At 61.8% G+C, this 23,742-nt stretch carries 28 protein-coding genes; 12 read left to right on the forward strand and 16 right to left on the reverse strand.

The features are described 5' to 3' along the window. The first annotated feature begins 327 nt into the window (after nt 1-327). Nucleotides 328-1,167, forward strand: coding sequence for a hypothetical protein (locus NKI95_RS06695; RefSeq protein ID WP_352715111.1), 840 nt, complete (start codon nt 328-330; stop codon nt 1,165-1,167). Nucleotides 1,168-1,318: 151 nt separating this feature from the next. After that, complete coding sequence (locus NKI95_RS06700) at nt 1,319-1,837, forward strand: CAP domain-containing protein (protein WP_352715113.1); 519 nt, start codon at nt 1,319-1,321, stop codon at nt 1,835-1,837. A gap of 44 nt (nt 1,838-1,881) precedes the next feature. Here NKI95_RS06700 and NKI95_RS06705 read toward each other — a convergent pair whose 3' ends face one another. The 5 genes from NKI95_RS06705 to NKI95_RS06725 all read right to left on the reverse strand — a co-directional run bounded on the left by NKI95_RS06705 (nt 1,882) and on the right by NKI95_RS06725 (nt 9,300). Next, nucleotides 1,882-4,569: an EAL domain-containing protein gene (locus NKI95_RS06705; protein WP_352715116.1), complete on the reverse strand. Its 2,688-nt coding sequence runs from the start codon at nt 4,567-4,569 to the stop codon at nt 1,882-1,884. A 173-nt stretch (nt 4,570-4,742) separates the two neighbouring features. Further along, nucleotides 4,743-6,278 carry a DHA2 family efflux MFS transporter permease subunit gene (locus tag NKI95_RS06710; RefSeq protein WP_352715119.1) on the reverse strand — a complete coding sequence of 512 codons (1,536 nt, stop codon included), beginning with the start codon at nt 6,276-6,278 and terminating at the stop codon, nt 4,743-4,745. A 302-nt stretch (nt 6,279-6,580) separates the two neighbouring features. After that, complete coding sequence (locus tag NKI95_RS06715; RefSeq protein WP_352715121.1) at nt 6,581-7,759, reverse strand: HlyD family secretion protein; 1,179 nt, start codon at nt 7,757-7,759, stop codon at nt 6,581-6,583. Continuing rightward, the gene (locus tag NKI95_RS06720; protein WP_352715241.1) at nt 7,756-8,235 is read right to left on the reverse strand and encodes a MarR family winged helix-turn-helix transcriptional regulator; all 480 of its coding nucleotides are present in this window, start codon (nt 8,233-8,235) and stop codon (nt 7,756-7,758) included. Before NKI95_RS06720 ends, NKI95_RS06715 begins: the two co-directional genes overlap by 4 nt. A 156-nt stretch (nt 8,236-8,391) precedes the next feature. Beyond that, nucleotides 8,392-9,300 (reverse strand): LysR substrate-binding domain-containing protein, encoded by a 909-nt coding sequence (locus NKI95_RS06725; RefSeq protein ID WP_352715123.1) that lies wholly within the window; start codon nt 9,298-9,300, stop codon nt 8,392-8,394. Between the two features lie 150 nt (nt 9,301-9,450). Between NKI95_RS06725 and NKI95_RS06730 the strand changes: the two genes are divergently transcribed. Then, nucleotides 9,451-10,839 carry an FAD-binding oxidoreductase gene (locus NKI95_RS06730; RefSeq protein ID WP_352715125.1) on the forward strand — a complete coding sequence of 463 codons (1,389 nt, stop codon included), beginning with the start codon at nt 9,451-9,453 and terminating at the stop codon, nt 10,837-10,839. Between the two features lie 40 nt (nt 10,840-10,879). Here the strand turns inward: NKI95_RS06730 and NKI95_RS06735 are convergent, their stop codons facing one another. Beyond that, entirely contained in the window at nt 10,880-11,815 is a 936-nt protein-coding gene (locus NKI95_RS06735) for a bifunctional helix-turn-helix transcriptional regulator/GNAT family N-acetyltransferase (protein WP_352715126.1), read from the reverse strand. A 217-nt stretch (nt 11,816-12,032) separates the two neighbouring features. On the opposite strand from NKI95_RS06735, the gene groES reads away from it, so the two are divergent. Together groES and groL are read left to right on the forward strand one after the other, a co-directional pair. Continuing rightward, the gene (gene groES / locus NKI95_RS06740; protein ID WP_006203049.1) at nt 12,033-12,329 is read left to right on the forward strand and encodes a co-chaperone GroES; all 297 of its coding nucleotides are present in this window, start codon (nt 12,033-12,035) and stop codon (nt 12,327-12,329) included. Between the two features lie 62 nt (nt 12,330-12,391). Continuing rightward, nucleotides 12,392-14,047 carry a chaperonin GroEL gene (groL, locus tag NKI95_RS06745; protein WP_352481739.1) on the forward strand — a complete coding sequence of 552 codons (1,656 nt, stop codon included), beginning with the start codon at nt 12,392-12,394 and terminating at the stop codon, nt 14,045-14,047. Between the two features lie 219 nt (nt 14,048-14,266). Here the strand turns inward: groL and NKI95_RS06750 are convergent, their stop codons facing one another. After that, nucleotides 14,267-14,866, reverse strand: a complete 600-nt coding sequence (locus tag NKI95_RS06750; protein ID WP_352715128.1) for a TetR/AcrR family transcriptional regulator — start codon at nt 14,864-14,866, stop codon at nt 14,267-14,269. Between the two features lie 98 nt (nt 14,867-14,964). Between NKI95_RS06750 and NKI95_RS06755 the strand changes: the two genes are divergently transcribed. From NKI95_RS06755 to NKI95_RS06770, 4 genes are read left to right on the forward strand one after another with little or no spacing between them, the layout of a single operon-like run. Then, a complete protein-coding gene (locus tag NKI95_RS06755) occupies nt 14,965-15,306 on the forward strand; it encodes an alcohol dehydrogenase catalytic domain-containing protein (RefSeq protein WP_352715130.1) in 342 nt (113 codons plus the stop codon). Then, the gene (locus NKI95_RS06760; RefSeq protein ID WP_352715132.1) at nt 15,300-15,974 is read left to right on the forward strand and encodes a zinc-dependent alcohol dehydrogenase family protein; all 675 of its coding nucleotides are present in this window, start codon (nt 15,300-15,302) and stop codon (nt 15,972-15,974) included. Before NKI95_RS06755 ends, NKI95_RS06760 begins: the two co-directional genes overlap by 7 nt. A 52-nt stretch (nt 15,975-16,026) precedes the next feature. After that, nucleotides 16,027-16,473, forward strand: coding sequence for an OsmC family protein (locus NKI95_RS06765; RefSeq protein ID WP_352715133.1), 447 nt, complete (start codon nt 16,027-16,029; stop codon nt 16,471-16,473). Between the two features lie 16 nt (nt 16,474-16,489). Continuing rightward, complete coding sequence (locus NKI95_RS06770) at nt 16,490-16,876, forward strand: nuclear transport factor 2 family protein (RefSeq protein ID WP_352715135.1); 387 nt, start codon at nt 16,490-16,492, stop codon at nt 16,874-16,876. Nucleotides 16,877-16,978: 102 nt separating this feature from the next. Here NKI95_RS06770 and NKI95_RS06775 read toward each other — a convergent pair whose 3' ends face one another. Both NKI95_RS06775 and NKI95_RS06780 read right to left on the reverse strand, forming a co-directional pair. Then, nucleotides 16,979-17,494 (reverse strand): OsmC family protein, encoded by a 516-nt coding sequence (locus tag NKI95_RS06775; protein ID WP_352715137.1) that lies wholly within the window; start codon nt 17,492-17,494, stop codon nt 16,979-16,981. Nucleotides 17,495-17,548: 54 nt separating this feature from the next. Beyond that, complete coding sequence (locus NKI95_RS06780) at nt 17,549-17,974, reverse strand: GFA family protein (protein WP_352715140.1); 426 nt, start codon at nt 17,972-17,974, stop codon at nt 17,549-17,551. 191 nt (nt 17,975-18,165) lie between these two features. Here NKI95_RS06780 and NKI95_RS06785 point away from each other — a divergent pair, with 191 nt between their 5' ends. Next, complete coding sequence (locus NKI95_RS06785; protein WP_352715143.1) at nt 18,166-19,200, forward strand: AraC family transcriptional regulator; 1,035 nt, start codon at nt 18,166-18,168, stop codon at nt 19,198-19,200. Between the two features lie 62 nt (nt 19,201-19,262). On the opposite strand, the gene NKI95_RS06790 is transcribed toward NKI95_RS06785, so the two are convergent. Continuing rightward, nucleotides 19,263-19,874, reverse strand: coding sequence for a LysE family translocator (locus NKI95_RS06790; RefSeq protein WP_352715146.1), 612 nt, complete (start codon nt 19,872-19,874; stop codon nt 19,263-19,265). 86 nt (nt 19,875-19,960) lie between these two features. Further along, the gene (locus NKI95_RS06795) at nt 19,961-20,380 is read right to left on the reverse strand and encodes a nuclear transport factor 2 family protein (protein ID WP_352715149.1); all 420 of its coding nucleotides are present in this window, start codon (nt 20,378-20,380) and stop codon (nt 19,961-19,963) included. A 169-nt stretch (nt 20,381-20,549) separates the two neighbouring features. Between NKI95_RS06795 and NKI95_RS06800 the strand changes: the two genes are divergently transcribed. Beyond that, on the forward strand, nt 20,550-21,470 hold the full coding sequence (locus tag NKI95_RS06800) for an AraC family transcriptional regulator (RefSeq protein WP_352715150.1): 921 nt from the start codon (nt 20,550-20,552) through the stop codon (nt 21,468-21,470). A gap of 37 nt (nt 21,471-21,507) precedes the next feature. Here the strand turns inward: NKI95_RS06800 and NKI95_RS06805 are convergent, their stop codons facing one another. The 5 genes from NKI95_RS06805 to NKI95_RS06825 all read right to left on the reverse strand — a co-directional run bounded on the left by NKI95_RS06805 (nt 21,508) and on the right by NKI95_RS06825 (nt 23,252). Then, a complete protein-coding gene (locus tag NKI95_RS06805) occupies nt 21,508-21,846 on the reverse strand; it encodes a YkgJ family cysteine cluster protein (RefSeq protein WP_352715152.1) in 339 nt (112 codons plus the stop codon). A 51-nt stretch (nt 21,847-21,897) separates the two neighbouring features. Beyond that, nucleotides 21,898-22,062, reverse strand: a complete 165-nt coding sequence (locus NKI95_RS06810) for a hypothetical protein (protein WP_352715154.1) — start codon at nt 22,060-22,062, stop codon at nt 21,898-21,900. Nucleotide 22,063: 1 nt separating this feature from the next. Beyond that, nucleotides 22,064-22,471 (reverse strand): hypothetical protein, encoded by a 408-nt coding sequence (locus NKI95_RS06815; RefSeq protein WP_352715156.1) that lies wholly within the window; start codon nt 22,469-22,471, stop codon nt 22,064-22,066. Further along, nucleotides 22,471-22,698, reverse strand: a complete 228-nt coding sequence (locus tag NKI95_RS06820; protein ID WP_352715158.1) for a hypothetical protein — start codon at nt 22,696-22,698, stop codon at nt 22,471-22,473. Before NKI95_RS06820 ends, NKI95_RS06815 begins: the two co-directional genes overlap by 1 nt. 344 nt (nt 22,699-23,042) lie before the next feature. Then, entirely contained in the window at nt 23,043-23,252 is a 210-nt protein-coding gene (locus tag NKI95_RS06825; RefSeq protein WP_010915421.1) for a cold-shock protein, read from the reverse strand. Nucleotides 23,253-23,454: 202 nt separating this feature from the next. On the opposite strand from NKI95_RS06825, the gene NKI95_RS06830 reads away from it, so the two are divergent. Continuing rightward, nucleotides 23,455-23,730 (forward strand): hypothetical protein, encoded by a 276-nt coding sequence (locus NKI95_RS06830; RefSeq protein ID WP_352715160.1) that lies wholly within the window; start codon nt 23,455-23,457, stop codon nt 23,728-23,730. Nucleotides 23,731-23,742 lie beyond the last annotated feature (12 nt).

Here is a 23,742-nt window from a genome sequence, read left to right on the forward strand (position 1 = left end):
GGATCTGCCGACGTTGCTTTCGACCGGTCCCGTGACCACGGCGGCTTCCACCGGATCGCCAGAAAAGCGAGGCAAGCGAGGGAAGGCAGCCTCAAGTTCGAGCCAGAGATTAAGAAGAACGGAGCCATCGCCGCATAGGCGTCTGCCTCCGTGGGTATGGACGGATTCACTCATGCGCAATATGAATGACGATGAGGCTGCCGTGGCGCTCACATTTTCGCCGCGTCGCTAAGGCGGGTGGCGCTCGTTCAATGCCGCTGCGCGGGGCGGGTTGGCTTTCTGGTCTAACGCCGCCCGCAGAAGTGTCGATATCAGGGGATCTGGTCAATGACCGACAACAAGCCAGACGTTACCAAGGATTGGCAAGCGACGCAGGGCCAGAAGTCCTCCGCCACGCGTCTTCGCCTTTTCGCCGCACTCTCGTGGATCGTCGCCATTGGCGGCGAGATCTACGGAATTATGCTGCTTCGCCAGAACAAGTTCGACCAGGGACACCTGCCGCTGATCATCGGCCTTCTGGTCGGCATCGCGATTTTCGCAATCGCCGGCAACTTGCTGTGGAAGGCGGCCAACAGGCACGATCCGGCCCGTGCATCCGACGCGGCCAGGTTCTTCTTCCAAAACCAGCTCGGCGCAATCATCACGCTGATTGCCTTCCTCCCGCTGGTTTTCCTGATCCTCACCGACAAAAACATGGATCCGCGGACCAAGAAGATTGCCGGCGGCGTCGGCGCTGCGCTGGCCGTGCTCGCGACGGTCACGGGGATCAGTTTCAAACCCCCGTCGGTCGAACAGTACACCCAGGATATGAACGCATGCGCAGCCCAGATCAAGTCGGGGCAGCCCACCACCGCCTGTTCGCCCGATGTCGCCGCTCAGGCGCAGGCGATCGCGACGGACACCGCCGCGGTGGCGGCGGCGACGAAGAACGCGAGCCACCCCGCCGGTCAGGATGTCGTCTACTGGATCGCGCCCGAAAACGGAGCCGCGAAGTCCGCCGAGCCGCATGTTTTCCACCTCTGCGCAGGCGTGAGTCCACTGAAGGACAAGACCGTGAATAGTGGCTCCGTGACGGAGGCCTATGCACAGAACGCCATTCGCATCACGAAGCAGATCGATATGGAACAGAAGCAGTGCGGGTTCACCGCCACAACCAGCCCCAACTGAACCCGCCTGCGCAAAGCCCCCGCACTAGCGCCTTGGATCAGTGGGGCGTCGTCAGCGGAGCTCGGCCCTTTTGTTGCGCTGCGGGTCGGCTGGCGCGAGATTCTAGTCCCCTGCCCGGCAAAAGCCATGATCACCGCTATGTCAGGCGGGCATGACCGTCGCGAGAATCGAAAATGATGAAGGCAAACCTGGCCTAAACAGGCGCATGCTGCTCAGAGCTGCCGGCCTTGCCGCACTGGCCGGGCTCACCGCCTGCGCAACCGCCGTGCTGCCCACCGGCGAAGGCGCCGGGGTCTCTGCTTCCGCCGCCGGCACGCTGACCGGCATCCGCGCTTCGGCGGGTCTCGGGTCGCTTCTCCCAGATCCTCAGCTCGAACAGGCAGCCCTGGAGCAGGCCGGCTATATGGCGCGCGGCGGCCGAATGAACCACACCACCGGCTGGGGCAAGGACTTTGCCTCGCGCGTCAAAGACAACGGCATTGCCGGCGCTGCCGCCGAAAACATCGCCGAAGGCCGCTTCGACCAGCAGAAGCTGTTCGATATCTGGGTGCATTCGCCGGGCCACCGCCGCAACATGCTCGACCCGCGCTTCACCCGCTTCGGCCTCGCTTATGTACGCGACGGCCGCGACAGCACGCTTCGCTACTGGTGCCTTGTGCTCGGCAGATAACTTCCGCCATTTGGTCGGCGGAAGCCTGCCGGACGACCGACCCGTCAGTCTTTGCGGCGGCCGCCGAGCAATTCCTCGATGTCCTGCGCACAAACCGGTTCACTGAAATGGTAGCCTTGCATTTCGTCGCAATTGTTCCTGCGCAGGAAGGCCACCTGATCATCTGTCTCAACGCCCTCGGCAATGACCCTCAGGTTGAGATTTTGCCCTAATGAAATCACCGCGCTGGCCACAGCCTGGTCGTTCTCGTCGGCGGCGAGATCCTTGATGAAGGACTTGTCGATCTTCAGCCGCGCCACGGGAAAGGTCTTGAGCGCGCTGAGGCTGGAATAGCCTGTGCCGAAATCATCGATCGAGATCTGGACACCCAGGCTTTGCAGGGCGTTCATGGTCGCGACGGCGAGCTCGATATCCTGCATGATAAGGCTCTCGGTCACCTCCAGCTCGAGATACCTGGCCTCCAGGCCGCTGTCCTTCAGCGCGCTGACGATGCGATCGATCAGGTTGCGTTCCCTGAATTGCCGCGGCGACACGTTCACGCAAACGGTCAAGGGCGGCAGCCCGGCGTCTTGCCAGGCTTTGTTCTGCCGGCACGCCTCATGCAGAACCCAGTCGCCGATCGGTACGATCAGACCTGTCTCCTCGGCGGTCGGGATGAACGTCGTCGGCATTACCGTGCCAAGCGTTGGATGGTTCCAGCGTATCAGCGCCTCGGCCGCAAAAACCCGACCTGACCGAAGGTCCACCTGCGGCTGGTAGAGCAGCGTGAATTGCGAACGCGCCAAGGCGTTTCGCAACTCTTCCTGAAGCACGAATTTTTCATGCGCCCTGGTGTTGAACTCGGGAGCGTAAAACTGGAAATTGTCGCGACCGAACTCCTTGGCTCGATACATGGCCGCGTCGGCATTTGCCAGCAGCGTATCGGGATCCGTCCCATCCTTGGGATAGTTGGCAATGCCGATGCTGGCCGTCGCCCGCACAAGATGCGCTCCGAGCTGAACCGGCTCGGCGAGTGCCGTCCGGAGCTTTTGCAAGGTCTCGGAGACGAGATCGACGTTCGCCGGCTGATCGAAAAGCACGACGACGAATTCGTCGCCGCCGAGCCGCACGACGGTATCAGTCGCCCTGACGCAGTCGACCATGCGACTTGCGACGATCTTCAGAAGCTCGTCTCCGGCATTGTGGCCGAGCGTGTCGTTGACGAATTTGAAATTGTCCAGATCGATGAACACCACCGTCACCCAGCGATCGTATCGCTGGGCGTACAAGACCGCCTGTGAAAGCCGGTCCTCCAACAAGGCGCGATTGGGAAGCCCGGTCAGCACGTCATGGTTGGCCATGAAGTGGATCCGGTCTTCGGCCTGTTTGCGTTCGATGGCGATCCCGGCGATGCGCGTCGTGAAATCGATCAAGCGGGTCTCGGCCTCGGTCGGTTCGCGCACCGTCATCGAATACATCGCAAAGACGCCAAGCACGACGCCCTGATGCGACAGGATCGGTGTCGACCAGCACGAACGCAAACCGTGCGGCCGCGCGAGTTCGCGATAATCCTGCCAAAGCGGATCCTGCATGATGTCAGCGACGATCACCGGTTCGCGCCGATAGACAGCGGTTCCGCAAGACCCTGCCGTGGGACCGACCGCGGCGCCGTCGACGGCGTCGGTGTAGTCTCTCGCCAGGCTCGGCGCGGCGGCGTGGCGCAAATGGGTGCCATCCTTGTCGAGCAGCAAGACCGAACCGAATATCCCCGCCAGTTGGGATTCGACCAGATGCATGAGCTGCTCGAGCACGTCTTCGAGGGGAGCGCTCTTTGCGATCATCTCGAGGATATGCCCCTGCCCGTCGCGAAGGATTTCGGCCCGCTTGCGCGCAGTGATGTCGCGGGCAATGCCGACGAGGCCGAAAATGTTGTTTTGAACGTTGCGCAACGGCAGCTTCGTCGACAGGAACCATTTGCCGGTGCCTGACGCATCGACGACGAACTCCTCCTCGTCGATCATCGGTTGTCCGTCGCGCATCAGTTGCTGCTCGATGAGGCGAAATTTCTGCGCAAGATCCGGCGCGTGAAGGTCGAAGTCGCTCAGACCGATCATGTCGCTCGTGCTGTCTCGACCGCTGTCGGACGCAATGGCTCGGTTGGCGACGACGAAGCGGCTTTCGGTGTCCTTCACCCACATGTAGTCAGGCACCAGGTCGATCAGCGTCTGCAACGAGATACGCTCGTCGACGACCAAGCGGTTGGCGCTGAGCTCGCTGATGTCCTCGTGCGTGGCCACCCAGCCGCCGTCAGGCATCGGTTGATGGCAGACCTGAATTGTCCGGCCGTCGGCGAGCTCGGCTGTCCAGTTCCCCGAAGCAGTGCCCGAATTGACTGCCCGGGCCAACGCCAGGTAGGCGTCCGCATTCATTGCCGAGGTGCCGACAGCGACGCGCCGCTCCACGATTTCGCGGAGCGCCGCACCCGGCTGCAATTGCTCGGGCGAAAGGCGATAGATTTCCGCATAGCGGCGGTTGCACAGGATCAGCCGTTCATCGGCGTCAAAGAAACAGATGCCTTGCGAGATGTTCTCTATCGCGGTCTGGAACCGCAGTGCCTGGTCCTGAAGTGCCGCAATCGTGGCGCGAAGCTCGCGCTCGAGGGCCTCATATGAGGCAGTCGCCAGTTGTGCCAGCGTCGTCAAATTTGCGGATTCGGGCGCTTCGGCAGTTTGCCTGGATGACTTCGTGGCCAAACACAATTCCTCTCGCTGATGCTTGAGGCAAGCCAAGGAGGCTCACCTTTAACCCAAAAGCGACTGCATATTGGTCCGGATATACTAATGGCAGGTGAACCGGCTCAATGCCAACGCGACCGGCACATGCAACGGCGCCTCGAGCCGGTCGCGGTTGCGGCAAGCCCTGAGGCCTAGTCCATGTGCGCGGCAGGCGCCCCGCTGGCGGGCGGCGCAGCTTTTGGCTTGCGCAGCAGGAAAACAAACGGGACAGCAAGCAGTGTCATCATCATCAGCAGCTTGAAGTCATTGACGTAGGAGATCATCATCGCCTGGATGTTTACCATGCGATCCATCAGCGAAAGCGCCGTCGGATCGCCGCCCGCTGCTGCCGGCGACGCCGCCCAGAGGTTGGGATTGAACGGGTTGACATAGGCCGAGAGCTCAGCGTGGTTAATCTGCGTGTTGCGTACCAGCAGAACCGTCACCACCGACACGCCGATCGACGAGCCAAGATTGCGCACAAGGCTGAACAACGCCGTGGCATCGGTGCGGAAGCGTGCGTCGAGCGTGGCGAAGGCCACGGTGGACAGCGGCACGAACACCGTTCCCATTCCAAGGCCCTGGATGACGCCGGAGCTGAGGATAAGCCAGTTGTCCATCTGCGGCGAGAAGCTGGACATCGTGTAGAGCGACTGCGCGGTCAGCAGAAAGCCGATGACGACGAGGATCCTGGCATCGATCCTGTGCATGATCCGCCCGACGAACAGCATCGCAATCATCGTGCCGACACCGCGCGGCCCCAGGACGACGCCGATGGTGAGGGTCGGATAGCCGAAGATGGTCGACAGCATTGGCGGCAGCAGCGACATGCTCGCCAAGATGAGCACGCCCATGACAAAGATGAACGCCAACCCGGTGACGAAATTGCGATCGAGGAAGATCTTCGGGTCGATAAAGGGGTGCTCCGCCGTCAACGTATGTATGGTGAACACCCAGAAGCCGGTGATGGAAAGACCAAGCTCGATCCATATTTCGATCGAGGAAAACCAGTCGACCTCGCCGCCGCGATCGAGCATCAGCTGCAGCGCGCCGACACCGAGCGAGAGCATGGTGAAGCCGAAGAAATCGAAGCTGCGCACCCGCCGGGCGACGCTGGGAAGATATGCGGCCATGCCGAGGAAGGCGATGATGCCGACCGGCAGGTTGATGAAGAACACCCAGCGCCAGTTGAAATTCTCGGTCAGCCAGCCACCCAGCGTCGGGCCAAGGATCGGTCCCAGCATGATGCCGGCGCCCCAGATGGCCATTGCCTGGCCGTGACGTTCCCTGGGGTTGATGTCGAGCAGGAAGGTCTGCGACAGAGGCACGATGGCCGCGCCGAACACGCCTTGCATCAGCCGGAAGAGAACGATGGTCTCCAGGCTCCAGGCGATGCCGCACAGCATGGAGAAGACCGTGAAGCCGACCACGGCCGTTAGGAACAGCTCCTTGCGGCCGAAGCGATCGGCCAGCCAGCCGGTCACCGGCGTCATGATCGCGGCGGCAACGATGTAGGAGGTCAGCACCCAGTTGATGTTGTCGGGGGAGGCGCCGAGATCGCCGGTCATGGTCGGCAGCGCAACGTTGGCGATCGTCGTGTCGAGCGCCTGCATGATCGTCGCCAGCATGAGCGCAACTGTGATCAGGCCGCGGTGCGGTACTTCGCGAAAGGGTTCTGGGCTGCTCATGACGTAAAACTTCCAGCAGGTAACAAAAACGTGTACATTAGGTTTCCGGACGGCGAGGCCCTCGCTGTAGAGATACCCTCATCGCGGTGGGACGCGAGCATCGATGTGGGGGTTACATCGACTGAGCGTCTCGACAAAGCGGGCGCCTGCCGCCCGGAAACCTGAGGACCGAAGATCCTGCGCGGAGTTGTCTGCTCAGGCGCAGCCCGACCACGCATTCAACTTTTCCTGCGCCTCCCTCGGACCAATCCTGTCACCTGCATCCATCTCGCTGTTTGCTATGCGGCCGCTGTTAGGCCTCCTTACTTGGCCTCGCCTGCCGTGGCGCGGCGGAAAATGCTCGGCAGCCCGCGGGAAACGCCGGTGTCCACCGTGACGGTCGCGCTCATGCCGGTGCGCAGCGCCATCTTGGCGTCGGCATCAGCCAATTCCAGGCGGACCGGAATGCGCTGCGTGACCTTGACCCAGTTGCCGGTGGCGTTCTGCGCGGGCAGCAGCGAGAACTCGGCCCCGGTGCCGGCGCCGATCGCCTTGACGGTGGCTTCGAACGTCTTGCCCGGATAGGTGTCGACCACGATTTCGGCCTTCTGGCCCGGCTTCATGTTTGTGAGCTGGGTTTCCTTGAAATTGGCGTCGACCCAGGTGTCGCCGGTCTCGACCAGCGAAAACAGCGGCGTGCCCGAACCGACATACTGGCCGACCTTGAACGAAGCGGCCTGGCTGACGATGCCGTCGGCAGGCGCCTTGACCGTGGTCTGGACCAGATCGTAGGCCGCCTTGTCGCGTGCGGCGAGCGCCGCCATTACCGTTGGATGCTTGTCGGTCTCGATGTCGGGATTGCCGCCAAGTGCCGCCTTGGCGCTGACGATCCCTTGCTGGGCCACGGCCAGTTGCTGCTTGGCCTTGTCGAGGTCGTTCTTGGCCTCGTCCAGCGACGACTTGGCGTTGATGCCCTTGTGGGCAAGGTCGGCGGCGCGGTCATATTGCGACTGCGCGTACTGGACCTGGCTTTCGTCGGACTTCTCCTGCGCCAGCGCCTGGCTATAGGCCGCACGCAGCTGCTCGACATTGAGCCGCGCGCCCGCCACCGCCGCGTCGGCTTGGGCCAACGCGATCCGGTAGGGCTCGGGATCGATGGCGAACAACACGTCGCCCTGCTTGACAGACTGGTTGTCGAAAATGTCGACCTGAACGATGCGGCCCGCCGCATCGGCGGCTATCGACACCTTGGCCTGCTGCAGATTGGCGTTTTCGGTCTCCTGATAGCGGCCGCCGGTCACCCAGACATAGCTGCCGCCGGCGATCAACGCAGCGGGCAGCACAAACATCAAAAGGAAGCGGCCGGCACGACGCTTCTTCTTCGGCGCCACCGGCGCCGGAGCTACCTGCGCAGCGACCGTTACCGGAGCTGCCGCCGGCTTCGCGGGAGCGTCCATCTCCAGCTTGGCCGCATTCTCATCTACTTTAGCTACCGCGTTCATGCTGCTGCGCCTTCCGTATTCTTCACTTTTTCCGAGGGCGGCGTGTCACCATCTGCAAGATTCTGCACCATTGCCTCCAGCGCCTTGACCAGGACGCGGCGATCTTCCGGCGAAACGCCAACGAGCGATTCCTCATAAACCTCGCCGGCAAGGCTCTTGACGTGGGCATAGGCCGCGTTCGCCTTGGCGGTCGGGAAAATCATGCGCACCCGCCTGTCGGTTGCGTCCGGACGGCGCTCGATCCAGCCGCCCTCCTCCATGCGATCGACAAGACGCGAGACGCTGATCGGCTCGATTTCGAGAAGCTCGGCAAGCCGCGCCTGCGCGACACCCGCCTCCTTGGCGACGCGGACCAGAAGCCGCCATTGCGCCGAAGAAAGGCCAAAACCGCTGGCGCGCGCCTCGAAGCGCTTGCGCATCAGGCGCTGCACGTCGTGGATCAAAAAGCCCAATCTGTCGATGCCATCGGAAACCATGAGCGACATATATAATAAGCGTGCTCACAATTCAAGGAGCCGGATTTGTGCCAGAAGCCGGTAAGTGTGCGTGGCAGTCAGTGCAGGGCGATCGTGGTTAGCAATTTATCACCCGGGCGCTTGTGACGAGTATGCAGAAGATCGGCGTTCAGATGCTCAGACTGTCGATCTCATCCAGGCGGAAAAGGCTTCGATATGCGCTTGTCGGGGGTGATTGGCTACGCTGGCAAGGTAAAAGCCATAGCCTGGCAGAGAGAGATCATGTGCCTTGACCAGCCTGCCAGCTTCGAGTTCGCCACTGACGACCACATCGCTGCAGATAGCGATGCCTTGGCCTGCCGCGACCGCGTCGATCGCGTGCAGCTCTTCGCGGAAACTTAAGTCCCATGCCTGGTTGGCATTGGGGATGCTGGGATCGATCGAGCGTGCGATCGCCAGCCATCGCTGCCAAGTCGGCGCTTCCGGGTCGCGGTTCGTCCAATTGAAATGGATGAGCGGGTATTGCAGCAGATCGGCGGCGCGCTCGATCTGTCGGTCGCCTCCTGCGAACAGCTCCGGGCTGCATACCGGAAAGAATGCGTCCCGAAAAATTTCCTGCGCGGGAACATCCCGCGGCATCCTGCGCGCATAGCGGATCGCGACGTCGGCGTCACCGGCTCGCAGGTCCAGAACGGCGTCTGTCCCGATGATCTCCAGTGGAATGTTCGGATGCTGTTCGCGCCACTTCGACAGGCGCGGAACCAGCCATCGGCTGGCAAATGCATTTGGGCTCGTCACGCGCAACGGGCGTTGGCCAACACCGGCCGAGGCTGATGCTATTGCCGCAGCGAAAGCGTCGAAGCCGCTGCAAATTACCGGGAATAGCCGTTCGCCCACGCCTGTGAGCACGAGCGGTCGTGGGCGCCGCCGGAACAGCAGTTGCCCACAGACCTCCTCCAGCAATCGAATCTGGTGGCTGATGGCCGTTGGCGTCACTCCGAGTTCCGTCGCGGCCTTCCTGAAGCTCATCAGCCTGGCAGCGGCTTCGAAGGCGCGAAGCGACCCGAGCGGCGGAAGTTTTCTCATCCAGGCAGTTTAGATGAATTTAGCTCATCCAGCGACTGAGATATTCGATTTTGCAGCGAATGGCGCGGCATGAGATCATTATGATCCGACACATGTCGGTGAACGAAAGCGGCCTGTCCAACCGTGCCGGATCACGAAGGGTGTCCCTCGATGAGCATGTTCAAGCTTATAGACGGTTCCGAACCGACGTTGCAGGCGCCAGATATCGCCCGGCTCAGGCAGGCGATTCGCGGCGATCTGATCCTTCCGGGCGACCCTGGCTATGACCAGGCGCGCAGAGTTTGGAATGGCATGGTCGATAAGAGGCCGGCGGCTGTCTTCTATTGCGCCGAATCCAGCGATGTCGTCACGGCCGTCAACTTCGCCCGATCGCAAGGCTTCCTCGTCGCCGTCCGCGGCGGTGGCCATAACGTCGCCGGCAGTTCGGTATGCGACGGCGGCGTGGTGATCGATGTGTCACGCATGAAGCGGATCGAAGTCGACCCGATCCGCCGTGTTGCGCGCGCAGAAGCCGGCTTGAACCTGGGCGAGTTCGACGCAGCCACACAGGTCCATGGTCTTGCGACGACCATGGGTGTCAACGCGGATACCGGCATAGCCGGACTGACACTCGGCGGCGGGTTCGGCAAGCTTGGCCGCAAACATGGACTGAGCTGCGACAACCTTGTCGCTGTCGAAATCGTGACGGCCGACGGCCGGTTGCTCACGGCAAACGCGGCCGAAAATGCAGATTTGTTCTGGGGCATTCGGGGCGGCGGCGGCAATTTCGGAATAGTCACGACTTTCGAATACAAGCTCCATCCCGTGGGTCCGCTCCTCATCGCGGGATCGATGCTATACCGCTACGAAGAGGCACGCGAAGCGATGCGGTTCTACCGTGCGTTCTCGAGCGGCGCCCCGGATGAGCTGAGCCTGGATGCAGCACTTGTCACGGCGCCCTCGGGCGAGCGCTTCTTCAGCATATCGGCGTGCTACATCGGCCCACTCGACGAGGGCCAGCAAATCATTCAACCTCTGAGAGAGTATGGCACGCCGGTTGAGCGCCGGATTGCTCCTGTCCCCTATCTTCAAATCCAATCGGCCGGGGACAGCCTCTTTCCGCGCGGGCGGCGCTACTACTGGAAGGCGCAGTTCATGCGCGAAATCACAGATCAGGCGATCGATACCATGCTTGCGGCTTACATGACTGCACCCAGCGAATCGCTTCTGGTCCTGCAGCAGGTTGGCGGCGCCATCTCGCGAGTACCGATGGACGGAACGCCCTACGCCAACCGGGATGCACTTTACGATTGCTTCCCGATATCGATCTGGGACAATCCGTCTGACGACGAAACGCACGTCCGATGGGCGCGTGACCTGTGGGATGCAATGAGACCGTTCTCGACCGGCGGCGTCTATGCCAATAATCTCGGCGACGAGGGCACTGATCGGGTTCTGGCAGCTTACGGCGAGAATTATCCGAAGTTGGCCGCACTAAAAAACAAGTATGATCCTACCAATTTCTTTCGCTTGAACCAAAACATTAAGCCTACGACCTGAGCGACCGCCGCAGGCCGATGCCCGAAATTCTGCAGCGCTGCTACAACTCCAGATCCCAGTTCTGGCCGACCAGATCCTTGCCGAAGGAATGGTGGCGCTCCTCGTTGGTCAATCTAAAGCCCGCAGCCTCATAGATGTGGCGGGCGGCGGCGAGCACGTCGTTGGTCCACAGCGTCAGTGTCCTGTAACCCGTGGCGCGGCAAAAGCCGACACATTCCTCGACCAGCCGCTTGCCGATGCCGAGGCCGCGCGCCGACGGCTCGACATAGAGCAGACGCAACTTCGCCACCTCGTCCGACTGGCGCACGACGAAGACCGAGCCGACGACCTCCCCTTCCCGCTCGGCGATCCAGCTGCGTTCCCATTTCGGATCGAAGGATTTGACGAAGGCACCGAGGATTTCGGCGACCAGCGCTTCATAGGTTTCGTCCCAGCCATATTCCTGCGCGTAGAGCAGGCCCTGGCGATGGATGATCCAGCCGATGTCGCCGACCTGCAGAGGCCGCAGCATATAGGGAATTTTGGGCTCGGCGCTTCCGCCCAGCAGGCGCTGCACCGTCTGCATGGCCCTGACCAGCCTGTCCTGTTCGGGAACTGGAAGCCGGTCGAGCAATGCCGCGACCTGGTCGTGCGAGCCCTGGTTCAGCGGCGCGAAGGCCTGCCGCCCGGCCTTGGTCAGCGCGATCGACGAGCTCCGCGCATCCGCCTCGATCGTGGCGCGCTCGACCAGATCACGCTCCTCGAACTTCTTCAGCAGCCGGCTGAGATAACCGGCATCGAGGCCGAGGTCGCGCGCAAGGTCGGTGGCGGTCAGGCCATCGCGATGCGCCAGCTCATAGAGCACCCGCGCCTCGGTCAGCGAGAAGGTGCTTTTCAGCAGCCCTTCGTCGAGCAGCCCGATCTGGCGGGTGTAGAAGCGGTTGAAGGCTCGCACGGCGTCGATCCGCTCCTTGCCTGGGTGATGATGAATGGTCATGGCATCCTCATGTCGGCAAGATCAGCCATTTAGTTGACTTAGTCAAGTATCCGTTTGAAGCAATTGTCCTGATGATGCCCAGCGGGCGCCTTGACTCGCGCGAGCTGCCAGCCTATTTCAGCGCCACGTTAGCACTCCCCCAAGATGAGTGCTAACCACATGTCCGGCGCCGCCGGACGGAGGAACTGTTCTCACCATTCTCATCGAGGAATAAAAAATGGCAAAGTCGAAGTTCCGCCCGCTTCATGACCGCGTGGTCGTTCGTCGGGTCGAATCCGAATCCAAGACCGCGGGCGGGATCATCATCCCCGATACGGCTAAGGAAAAGCCGCAGGAAGGCGAGATCATCGCCGTCGGTTCCGGCGCCCGCGACGAAGCCGGCAAGCTCGTCCCGCTGGACGTCAAGGCCGGCGACCGCATCCTGTTCGGCAAGTGGTCGGGCACCGAAGTCAAGCTCAATGGCGAAGACCTTCTGATCATGAAGGAATCCGACATTATGGGCATCATCGGCTGAATATCGGCCTCACCCTCACTTAAATCTTCGGGCTCAATTCAAGCCCCTGCCAGGAGCTAAAAATGGCTGCCAAAGACGTAAAGTTCTCCCGCGACGCTCGTGAGCGCATGCTGCGCGGCGTCAACATCCTCGCCGACGCGGTGAAGGTCACGCTCGGCCCCAAAGGCCGCAACGTCGTCATCGACAAGTCGTTCGGCGCACCGCGCATCACCAAGGACGGCGTCACTGTCGCCAAGGAAATCGAGCTTGAAGACAAGTTCGAAAACATGGGCGCGCAGATGGTGCGCGAAGTTGCTTCGAAGACCAACGACATCGCCGGCGACGGCACCACGACCGCGACCGTTCTGGCACAGTCGATCGTCCAGGAAGGCCACAAGGCGGTTGCCGCCGGCATGAACCCGATGGACCTCAAGCGCGGCATCGACCTCGCCGTCGCCGACGTCGTCGCGACGCTGATCAAGAACGCCAAGAAGATCAAGACCTCGGAAGAGGTTGCCCAGGTCGGCACCATCGCCGGCAATGGCGATGTTTCGGTCGGCTCGATGATCGCGGAAGCGATGCAGAAGGTCGGCAATGAGGGCGTCATCACCGTCGAGGAAGCCAAGACCGCCGAGACCGAGCTTGAAGTCGTCGAAGGCATGCAGTTCGACCGCGGCTATCTCTCGCCCTACTTCGTCACCAACGCCGAGAAGATGGTTGCGGATCTGGAAGACGCCTACATCCTTCTCCACGAGAAGAAGCTCTCCAACCTGCAAGCCATGCTGCCGATCCTCGAGGCTGTCGTGCAGACCTCGAAGCCGCTGGTCATCATCTCGGAAGACGTCGAAGGCGAGGCCCTGGCCACGCTGGTCGTCAATAAGCTGCGTGGCGGCCTGAAGATCGCTGCCGTCAAGGCGCCGGGCTTCGGTGATCGCCGCAAGGCCATGCTGGAAGACATCGCCATTCTCACCGGTGGCCAGGTCATCTCCGAAGACCTCGGCATCAAGCTCGAGAATGTCGGCCTGAACATGCTCGGCCGCGCCAAGAAGGTGTCGATCTCCAAGGAGAACACCACGATCGTCGACGGCGCCGGCAAGAAGGCCGAGATCCAGGGCCGCGTCGCCCAGATCAAGCAGCAGATCGAGGAGACCACCTCGGACTACGACAAGGAGAAGCTGCAGGAACGTCTCGCCAAGCTGGCGGGCGGCGTTGCCGTCATCCGCGTCGGCGGTGCGACCGAAGTGGAAGTCAAGGAAAAGAAGGACCGCGTCGATGACGCCCTCAACGCGACCCGCGCGGCCGTCGAAGAAGGCATCGTTCCCGGCGGCGGCGTCGCACTGCTGCGCGCTTCGCTGAGCATCAAGGCAACCGGCGCCAACTCCGACCAGACCGCGGGCATCAGCATCGTGCGTCGCGCGCTGCAGGCTCCGGCCCGTCAGATCGCGGCCAACGCCGGTGCGGAAGCATCGATCGTTGCCGGCAAGATCCTTGAGAACAAGGGCGCGACCTTCGGCTACAACGCCCAGACCGGCGAATATGGCGACATGATCGCCATGGGTATCGTCGATCCGGTCAAGGTTGTGCGCACGGCTCTGCAGGACGCGGCCTCGGTCGCCGGCCTGCTGGTCACCACTGAAGCCATGATCGCCGAGGCTCCGAAGAAGGAGTCGGCTGGCGGCGGCATGCCTGGCGGCATGGGCGGCGGCGGCATGGGCGGCATGGGCGGCATGGACTTCTAATCCAATCCATCAGCCTTCAGATACGGAAAGGGCGGCCGAGAGGTCGCCCTTTTTCTTGATGTGGCGGGATTGAGAGGCGGTCCGATTCCAAAGCAAGCGGAAGCATACCCTCACCGTCGCATCTCTTCGGCGTCGGCGCAGAACGTGAATCGCCGAGCTGGAGTGTCGGCACTTCGGCAGGGCTCCGCGCTGCCCTCGATGCCGTGGAAGCGCGAAACGTCAATGCGCCGTGACGGCGATCTCTTTCGCCGGCAATGCCCCCTCAATCAGCGCCGCGACTTCATCGGCTACCGCCAGCACCGGGGCGCGGTCGCGGGTGGCGCGTGCGATCACCATCAGCCCTTCCAGCGATGATTCGACCAGCAGCGCCAGCGCATGCGCGCGGCGCTCGGGCACCCCTGCCCTGACGAAGGCGGCCCTGAGCAGGCCTATCCATTGCTCGAAAGCCGAGCGGCACAACTCGGCCAACTCCGGCATGTCGTTCGGCGAGTCCAACACCACGGGCGCGATCGGGCAACCGAGCGTGAACTGGTTGTCCTCCAACATGCGGGCGACCGACTGGTAAATGTGGTGGACGGCCACAGCCGGATCCTTTTCGGCGGCGAGTGCGGCGTCCAGTCTCTGCGTCACCTCGTCGACGCTGTCGCGCGTCACCTCGATGACCAATTGGTCCTTGCCGCCCGGAAAGTGGAAGTAGAGGGAACCTCTAGGCGCACCGGAGGCGCTCAATATGTCGTTGAGCGACGTGCCGTGGTAACCGCGCTGCCTCAGCAGCCGCGCCGTCGTCTCGAGTATGCGGGTGCGGGTGTCGTTCGCCATGTCAACCTCTGTCAGGAGTGAGCATTATAGGCCTTGCCTCGAATATGACAACCGGTCTACATAATATGTAGATCAGTCTACATATCAGCGAGAGGCCTATGCGCAGTTATCGTCTTGAAGGAACGAGCGGGACCAAGTGCCTGGTGATGCGCGACGAGGCGCAGCCGACGCCGAAGCCGCACGAGATCGTCGTGCGTGTCCGCGCCACCTCGCTCAACCGCCGCGATACGATGATCCTCAACGGCACCTACCCGCTGGCGCCGCGCCAAGGCGTTTTCCCGCTGAGCGACGGTGCCGGCGAAGTCGTTGCGGTCGGCGATGCTGTCACCCGCTTTGCCGTCGGCGACCGCATCACCGGCAGTTATTTTGCGTGCTGGATCGACGGCCGCATCAATGCCGGACTATCGACCAGCTTGGCTGCACGCTGGACGGGATGCTGACCGAATACGCGGTGCTCGACGAGCAATGGGCGGTGCGGCTTCCCGATCATCTCGACTGGCATCAAGCGGCGACACTGACCTGCGCCGGCCTGACCGCCTGGAATGCCGTGACGGCGGCCGAGATGCCGAAGCCCGGCCAATGGGTTCTGGTCATCGGTTCAGGTGGCGTCGCGCTGTTTGCGCTGCAATTCGCCAAGCTGCTCGGCTGCCGTGTCGTGGCCGTCACCTCGCGCAGCGAGAAGCTGGACCGGCTGCGGGCGCTGGGGGCCGACCTCGTCGTCTCGACCGCCGACATGCCGGAATGGGGTGCTGCGGTGAGCGAGAAGACCGGCGGCATCGACCTGGTCGTCGAGACCGGCGGCCCGCCGACCTTCGCGCAATCGATGATCGCCTGCGCCCTTTACGGGCGCATCGTGCTTCTCACCATACAGGATCCGAAAGGCGGGACGGTGCAGATCCCCGGCGCGGTCTACCAGCGCAGCCTCGCCACCATCAACCGCCTGTTCGTCGGCAATCGCACCAACCTCGAAGCGATGCTGCGCGCCATCTCCGTGCATCGGCTTAAGCCCGTCATCGACAAGGTGTTCGCCTTCGACGAGGTCAAAAACGCCTACCGCTATTTCCAGCAAGGCGACGTCTTCGGGAAAGTGGTCGTCAACGGCGCCTGACTGGTTCGCCCCAGAATCTGATCGAGCCCCTCAAACTAAAAGGAAAGACTCAATGACCATTCGTGAAGCAGAGGCTCAATGGCAGGGATCGTTGAAAGAAGGCTCGGGCCGGCTGAGGCTCGGCAGCGGCGTGTTCGAAGGCGCCTACTCCTTCCCGTCGCGTTTCGAGAACGGTCCCGGCACCAACCCGGAGGAATTGATTGCGGCGGCGCATGCCGGCTGCTTCTCGATGGCGCTGAGCGCCATCCTCCGCCGCGAAGGTTACACTCCCGCCCGTATCCACACGATCGCGAAAGCGCATCTCGGCGCCACCGCGGCCGGACCGACGCTGACCCGCATCGAGCTGGAGGCGGAGGCGAGCGTCGCCGGCCTGGCGGCGGGGGATTTCGAGCGGCTGGCGCAGACGGCCAAGGAGAGCTGCCTCGTGTCGCGGGCGCTGGCCGGCATCGCCGTGATCACGCTCAAGGCCCGCCTCGTCGAAACCGCTACTGATCACTGAAGGGAAGGAATATCCAATGACACAGGAACTCGTCATCGACATCGCCGCGGCCAAACGCTCCGCCGAGACGGCCGAGATCATGCGGCGCTACAACAACGTCTTCCAGCGCCACGACCCGTCAGCGCTCGACGATCTGGTGGCGGAAGATTGCGTGATCGAGAACACCACGCCGGCCCCGGACGGCGCCCGCCGCATCGGCAAGGGCGCCTGCGTCGAACTGTGGTCGGCGATTGCGACCGGACCCGGCACGCGCTTCGACATCGAAGAAACCTTCGTCGCCGGCGACCGGGCGACGATCCGCTGGCGCTACTGGATGGCCGACGGCAATTCGCTGCGCGGCGTCAACCTGATGAGCGTTGCGGACGGGCGGATCGTCGAGGCCATGGGCTACGTGAAGGGATAGCGCTTGGCGCGACAAGCTGCATTCAGCCAAGCTGCATTCAGTGAGGCCGCGCTCAGGCCCAGCCCGGAATCCCCAAAGTTTAGGATTCCGGGCAGGTCGTGGTTACCGCACGATTTTGTGAAGCTTCACGAAGGTCTTGGGACTGCGCTGGATCGTCTGGAAGATCACGCAGTAGCGATCGGTGAGCTCGAGCAGGTCAGTCAGCCGGTCTTGCGCAACGTCGGTCTCGATGTCGAACCGCAGGCGGATCTCCTTGAAGCCGACCGGCACACCTTCGGTGACGCCGAGCGTGCCGCGAAGATCGACGTCGCCCTCGGCGGAGATTTCGGCCGACTTGATCGGAATTTCGAGGACGGCGGCCGCCGCCCTCATCGAGACGCCGGCGCATGCGATAAGGGCTTCCAGCAGCATATCGCCGGAACAAAGCTCCTGTCCGCTGCCCCCGGCCTTCGGATGGATGCCCGCCAGCGCGAGCCCACGTCCTGTCTCGACCTTGCAGGTGACCTTGGAGTCGTCGGCACTGCCCTTGGCCTTCAGCGTAAGAAATGCCGCGCGCGCATCCTTGCGATATAGATCCTTGATCGGCTCCTGCGTGGCGCGAAATGTCGTGATGTCCATGCATGTTCTCCAGTCGTGAGATGTGGCTGTTCGAAATCATGTGTCATTGCCGGGTTACTCCGGCACGCTCACGCCCGAGCCCCCGAGTTCAGCGGGGAAGTCCTTCAGCTTCGGCAATCCGTCCTTCATCGGCAGGACCGTCTCGGCGTAGTTGACGTGAACCCCCGGCGTGAACTTCACCGTCGGTATCGTGGCCGCATAGACGTCGACCAGTCCGAGCGGCGGATGATCGGTCATCACATGGCCGCCGCACTTCGTGCAGAACTGACGGTCGCTCATGTTTGACTTCCCGAAGCCGGACAGGAACTCCTCGCCCTTGGTGACCTTGACGTTTTCCGGCTTCCACAGCGTGAAGGCGTTCACGGGAGACGCCGACCACGAACGACAGGAACTGCAATGGCAGTAGCCCATCGCCTCGGCCGCTCCGTGCACTTCGATTTCCACGGCGCCGCAAAAACACCCGCCCTTATGTACCGTCATGACTTAGATCCTCATTTTTCTTGAGTTCGACTGCGCTCAGCACCTGATTTGAGACAGAGCTCAGCACCGACGAGTTTAAAGCTTCCGGCAATGAACGGAATGACGGGGCGTCCGCCTCACTTGACAGCGCGTCCGGAACTCGAAAGGGATGTCGCGCCGGGTTGCCGCGCAACTTACGGGACATGGATGGAATGGCCGGGGACGCTCTGTCTGACCTCTTGAAAAAGGTGCGTCTCACCGGCGCGACGTTTTTCGACATCAGGGCCCAGGATCCATGGGCCGTCTGCTCGCCTGCCCCGTCATCGATACTGCCGAAGATCCTTCCCGGCGCGGACCACCTGATTTCCTATCATGTGGTGACGGCCGGCCGTTGCTTTGCTCGCATCGTGGGCAAGGAGGCGATCGCGGTGGAGGCCGGCGAAGTCGTGGTCTTCACCCACAGCGACCCGCACATCATGTCGAGCAGTCCCGAGCTCGCGGCCGATCCTCCGACCGCCGATGTCCTGGAGATCGCGTCCGCCAGCAAAATGCCGTTCCACATCAACTATGTCAGCGACGGGTCGATCTCGGCTAGGCTCGTTTGCGGTTATCTTGCCTGCGACGCACAGCCGTTCAATCCGCTGCTGGATGCATTGCCCCCGGTGATCAAGGCCGGGGACGTGAAAGGCGATGCCGGCTGGCTTGGTCAGTTCATCAGATTGGCAGTCTCGGAAGTGGCGGAAAAGCGGGCTGGCAGCGAGACCGTGCTCACCAAGCTCAGCGAGGTCATGTTCGTCGACGTCCTGCGCCGCTATGTGGAGTCGCTTCCACCGCAACACACCGGCTGGCTGGCCGGCCTGCGCGACCCGCACCTGCGCAAGGCGCTGGCGCTGATCCACGATCGGCCCGAGCACAATTGGACCGTGGAGGTGCTGGCGAAGGAGGCTGCGCTGTCGCGCACCGTGCTCGCCGAGCGTTTCACCAGGCTCGTCGGGATGCCGCCGGTGCACTATCTCGCCAAATGGCGGATGCAGATTGCCTCGGAACTGCTCAGCACCGGCAACAGCAACGTCGCAAACATAGCGGCGGAAATCGGCTACGAGTCCGAGGCGGCGTTCAGCCGTGCCTTCAAGAAGATGATCGGCGTCCCCCCGTCGGCCTGGCGGCTGGGTGTTCGCGCTGCGCCCGGTTTCGGAGGCGACGAGGCTTCCGAAACCGAAGGCGGACCCGCCGATCCGCAGCGGTAAGAGCAATTCCAGGAAAGGTGCGAAACGGTTTTCCGTCCGGAATTGCGTCAAAACAAAGAGATTTACCGGTCTGCCAGCGCCAGTTTGGCGCCGAGCATGACAAAGGCTCCGGCGAAGGTGCGGCGCATCCAGGTCAGCACCTTTGGCCGCGACACGACATGGCTGCGGATCGACGCTGCGAAAATGCCGTAGCCGACAAAGACCACGAAGGTGAGCAGCATGAAGACGCTGCTGAGCTCCAGCATCTTCGACAGCGCATGCGATTCGGTGGTGCTGACGAATTGCGGCAGGAAGGCAAAGAAGAAGATCGACAGCTTCGGATTGAGGATGTTGATGAGGATGCCCGAAGTGATCACTTTGCCGGCCGAGCGCGGCGCGACATTTTCGTCGACACTCAGGCCGCCCTTCTCCCTCAGAGTGTTCCAGGCCATGTAGAGCAGGTAGGCGACGCCGAGATATTTCAGCGTCTCGAAGGCGACGGCGCTGGTATGCAGCAGAGCCGCGAGGCCGGTGATGGCGGCCGCCATATGCGGAATGATGCCGAGCGTGCAGCCGAAAGCAGCAATGACGCTGGCGCGCGCACCACGCGAAAGCCCGGCGCTCAGCGTATAGAGAACGCCAGTGCCGGGCGAAGCCACGACAATCAGCGACGTCAACAAGAATTCGATGCTCACGGACGGTCTCCCGGCTTTGCCCCTGCCGCCGGCAGCGTAATCAGCGAAACGTGCGGGCACAAGCCAGCCTGAGAGCCTATCCGCATTCAGATCATGCTGTTGGCGTGCAGCTTGCTATCGGCAATAGGCTGCCGAACTTCCCAGTGTTCGACGAGCTTGCTGTCCTTCAGCCTGAAAATGTCGACAATGGCCAAGCCTTCCTCCTCCGGTTCGCGTTTTGCGTGCATGTGCACGATGACGAAATCCCCTTCGGCAAAAATCCGCTTCACCTCTCCCTTCACGAGGGGAAATGACTGTTTGAGCTGCTGCAGATAGGCTTTGAAGCCGTCCGCACCATCCGCAATGTTCGGATTGTGTTGGATGTAGCGTTCGCCAAAATGCATCGAAGCAGCTTCGATGTTGCCCTGGTTTACTGCTTTGTCGATGAAGTCCAGGACGATCGTCTTGTTGGTCTCGAGCGAACTATGAATCTTGGCTGAAAGTGGATTTGATGGTTCGTCACGCATGTTTTGCTCCGTCAGGTACCTGCTTCTGCCCGGTGTGGACAGGAGCGTCCGCACGCGACATTGCCAACATAATCTGTCGCGATTGTGAGATGGTCGATACGCAATTCCGCTAGATTCTTATCCAATCGTCTAATAGCGTCGTCCTATTCATCGTTGGAGGATGGTTCTCATGGACGCCTTGTCCGAAGTTCTTGCTTCGCTGAGATTTGGCAGCGCCATGATCGGCAGCGCGACCCTGCATCGGCCATGGGGTATTTCGGTCGATCCGACAAGGAATGCCGCGATCCACGTCATACAGAACGGCGAATGCTGGCTGCGGCTAGCCGGTGAAAAGGAGCCGGTCCGCTTAGGCGAGGGTGACGTCATCCTTGTCGCGAGCGGAGTGGGACATGCTCTTTGTAATCCGTTGGATGCGCCGACGGCATCGATATCCGCCGTCCTTTCCGCGAATCGGAGCGGAGCGGAACCGAAAAGCGAAAGCGGCGCGACAACTCTTCTTTGTGCGAGATATTCACTCGACGGCGTCGGGCCATACCCGATGGTTTCGCTGCTTCCTCCGCTGATCCATTTGACCCGAAATCAGATAGGCACCAGTGAGCCGCTGCGGCTCGTCCTGGAACTTCTGCAGGTCGAAGCGAAAGGCGATCTCGGCGGCCACGACATTGTCGCCCCACGCCTTCTCGACAGCACGTTGATCTTCTTGTTGCGTGCCTGGATCGAACATCAGCCACTCGGAACAGGGGGATGGTTTGGCGCCTTGCGCGATAAAGGCATTGCGCAGGCTTTGCGCCTGATTCACGAGCGGCCGGGCAATCCCTGGACTATCGCTTCCCTTGCCAGCGGCGCAGCACAGTCCCGAGCCACCTTCGCGCGTCGCTTCGCTCAACTGGTAGGACAGCCGCCGCTGTCCTATGTGACCCGGTGGCGGATGAACCTTGCCGCCAAGGCTCTGCGGGAAACGAACCAGAACATTGGCGAGATCGGGCGCGCCGTCGGATATGAATCGGTGCCGTCGTTCTCGCAGGCATTCAAACGGCTGACCGGACGATCGCCCGGCCTCTACCGCAGCGACTTTCGCTCATCTGACTGAGGAAATTCAAACTGGGACGCCAGCCCGGGGGCCGCGATCACAGCGTCGGCAGCCCATGTGCCTTGCGGGCTATCAGGCAGTCGTCATCGCCCGGCATGCAGGCGCGGCAGACGTCGGGACGGATGTCGTAGATGCCGCAGGCGGTCGACTTGCCGACCTCGCCGCACAGTGCCGAACAGCGCGCGCCGTCGCAGCGCATGCCGGCTTCGTCGGCAGCCACGTATTTTTGCGGGATAAGCTCGAGCTGCGCGTCATCCTCGGTGGAGAAGCGCGGCCATCTGGACGAGTAGGCGCAGCAGGCGCCACAGGTCTGGCAATCGAAGGCAACCGGGTCGGCGCCCTCTTGCGGCGACGAAAAATCCCCTGCGACCGCCAAGGCAAGCAGCCTTGGCGCAGATTTCCGGCCGGCATTTTGCTGCAAGGGGCGCTATTTCTTCTTCGGCTTGCGCGGCGGTGCTTCGGCCGGCGACCTGAACAGATCGGTGCCCGCTTCGGCGGCTTCACCGGTTTTTGGCGCGGCGGCCGGCTTGGCCGGCTTCACGGCGGCAACAGGCGCTGCCGGCTGGCCCTTGGCGGAAAACTTGATTGCCATATCAATCCTCGTCAGAGAAACGCGATGATGGCGCATTCGGATTGCGAAGGCGGCCGATGAGCGCCGAAACGGCCGTGATGTTCATTTCTTCGGGCGACCAGTTCCTGGCTTCCTCGATGTGCCGGGGCGCCAGCTCGCGATGCGTGCTGCCGCTGTAGGCGGCATCCTGAAAGGTCACGCGCTCTTGGGTCTTGGCGTTTTCCCGGACGTATTCGATCAGATAATTGGGGCATTCGGCACGACCGCGCACGCCGAGCCGCACCTGGGCATCGCCGTGGACACGCCTGCAGCGCTCGAGCTTTTCGAGCACGCGCCGGACATATTCGACCGGCTTGTCTAGTTCGCCCACGACATCGGCGATGGTCGAATCTGCGGCGATAGCCTTTTGAGGCACGCGTTTGGTGGCCATCAGCGTTTGCCTGCGCGTTTCGGCGAGGCCGCGAGCGCAACCGCTGCTGCCATGTCGTCGGCTTCCTTTTCCAGGCGCAGTTCGCGCAGCCGCGCGGTCTTGGCTTCGCGGGCCTGGCTGACGGCATCCCGTTCGGAATTGATGCGGTCGAGCGACATCGACTGGGTCCGCGTCTTGCTGAAGATGGATTCGGCCTGGTCGCGGGGTTTTTTTGAAGTTTCGGTCAAGGTCTTTCTCCCGGTTCGGAGCGCGCCGCCGAAAAGGTGGCGAGACTGGTCTTTCGGCCAGGATCCCGCACAAAGCAATACGGCAGCCGGTTTCAAATTGCTGAAACGTCCTTAGCACGTCCGGGCCGTCGAGCAGCGCTCTTTCGCCGGTCGAAGCGCAAAAATGAAAAAGGCCAGGCACCGCCTGACCTTCCATGAGAGCGCCTGCGCATCCCGTGAGACGCGCAAAGCAACGTTCTTCTCATGCGCATGAGCGGGACTTAACCTCCCCGCCACCATGCGCTGGAATTTGCCATTCACCGGTGCCAGTACATCCGTGGTCACCGGTGAGGCTGAATTCCGTCTTAGGCCGCCTTCAACTGATCGGCGGACATCTTGCCCGACTTGTTGTCGCGGACCATCTCGTAGCCAAGCTTCTGGCCCTCGACGATGTCGCGCATTCCGGCGCGCTCGACAGCTGAGATGTGGACAAAAACGTCGGCAGAACCGTCGTCAGGCTGAATAAAACCAAAACCCTTGGTGGCGTTGAACCATTTAACTGTGCCTGTGCTCATAACGAACCCTTTCCATGGCAAATATTCATTCGCCGTCATGCGGATGCATAACAACGTTTGTCTCGATTTTGATGGGGAAGTTCGTCAAAGGCGCGCCTCGGCGCGCGGATAACAAAAGTCGGTCAAACAAACATCGACAAAATTCTTGTAGACTTCTTTGCGCGCTGTGTCAATTTTTTTGATTTGTCGGTGGTGTCTCAGTTTGAAATTTGACGCCTCTCTTGCCGTGTTGCGACGCTCTGTCCTATACGTTCGCCGTATGAGTGAGCAACCAGACGAAACGAACGACCTTGTGAATTCGCTCCTGCGACAGGCGGCGGAAGCGCGGGTAATTGCGGTAACTGCTATGATCCGCGCTCTGACAATGGGTGACCCGGAAATATGGGAACCAACGCCTGAGAAGATCGCCGAATACAAAGCGGAGCTAGCTGAGGCAGAAGCCGAGTTGGCGGACTTGAACAATGCCGACCGGACCTAAAGGCCAGAAGCG

Source organism: Mesorhizobium sp. M0306, assembly GCF_040321655.1.
Classification (GTDB): Bacteria; Pseudomonadota; Alphaproteobacteria; order Rhizobiales; family Rhizobiaceae; genus Mesorhizobium.